Annotated in this window: 1 protein-coding gene; it reads left to right on the forward strand. The window is 49.0% G+C overall.

Features of this window, described 5'->3' with window-relative positions:
* Positions 1-82: 82 nt before the first annotated feature.
* Complete coding sequence (locus HW554_RS20145) at positions 83-466, forward strand: hypothetical protein (RefSeq protein WP_176910322.1); 384 nt, start codon at positions 83-85, stop codon at positions 464-466.
* Positions 467-1398: the final 932 nt, after the last annotated feature.

Raw genomic sequence — 1398 nt, forward strand, 5'->3', positions numbered from 1 at the left:
GTTTGAGTAGACTAATTCGGGCTTGTAGTGCCCTCTTGCTGTTACTTGCTCCTCATTGCTGTCTTGTGCCAGCGAAGCTCCTATGGAAGACCAGCTGATTGCCGCGACTGTCGATTTGATAAACGCCCGCGTAAGTGAGTTTCTGCACCTGGAAGTGGACATTCACTCATTTGGCGACACTCGGTTAACGTTGGCGGTCGGCGAAGATTTGCTGTACTATAGCAACTTCAAAGTCGTGTTTGAGGACGTTTTCATGCTCTCGCTGAACGCCTCTTCTTTCATCAAGACGCAAGGACCTTGGTTGTCCGTTGTTACAGCGGAAGCCGTGGCGGTTAACCGTCAATTCCGGGTAGAAACGGGCAATACGCTTTTCCAACTGCACAACTCGGACCAAATCCCTTTTTATGTGGCCGCCACGGGCATTCGCTATTTGCCAGAAGGGGAGAAGCATGGCCTGTACCATTGAGGCAGGAGCAACCACCTTCCATCTAACCGCTCCTTTCACCAAACGAAGCGTTTAGCTTCGGACCGTTTTCGTGGACGCGTTAGCCCTTACTACAGTTGCTCTTCTCGGTTGATAACATATGAAAACAAGCTATTCGGTGATAGGCATAGTCCTTCTCTTTACTGCTCACCTGCTGCTGGTCGGGTGCAGGAGTGAACGAGTGGCGTTCGAGTTTCAGCCCCTCTCGATGCGACAGTCCATTGACCAGTTGCCAAGACAGCCCCAGCGAGGGCACCTGGTGGTAGCAGAAACGAATACCGAAACACCTCATTTCAAGCGAAGCGAAACCCCAATGCCCATCCAGCCGGGGGGTGCCGCGCGGGGGCTGAAGAAACGCGGGAGGCTGTCATCATTACTACGCCGCCCCACCAAGCTGTTGCAAACATTCCCATTAAGTACCCAACTTACCCATAATCGAAAAAGCACTAAATCCAGGCGATTCTTTCAAGCAAAAAGTAGAATTTTTTCAAAGTCCAGTAATACTGCCGACTTTGAACTTCCTTCTCCATTCATGTATCTTCTGGTTTTTGGAACTATACTGCTACTACTTATCGGGCTATCCTTTTTGTTTGCTAATCTACTAAGTACTAGCTTTTGGGTAGGATTTTTAGGCGCAATATTCGCAATGATTGCGTTAATGTTCCTTGTTATTAGTATCATAGAAATTCTGAATTAATATTTAGGGATAACTCACCATATGGCCTGCATTTGGTCAATTTTTGACCACCTTAAATAAGTCTCATTTCGATTCTTAGTTGTTACCTTTTTCGTCCGTGCTCCCCACCCACCGTCCCCGCCGCAGCCGCAAGTCCGCTATCATCCGCGACATGGTGCAGGAAGCCCACCCCACGGGCCACGCTTCATTCTTCCGCTCCTTTCACCAAACGAAGCTA

The organism is Hymenobacter lapidiphilus (assembly GCF_013377885.1).
Lineage (GTDB): Bacteria > Bacteroidota > Bacteroidia > Cytophagales > Hymenobacteraceae > Hymenobacter > Hymenobacter lapidiphilus.

Excerpts from the sequence above, each read along its gene's own strand:
- HW554_RS20145 (WP_176910322.1), top strand. The coding sequence starts at position 83 with ATGGAAGACCAGCTGATTGCCGCGACTGTCGATTTGATAAACGCCCGC.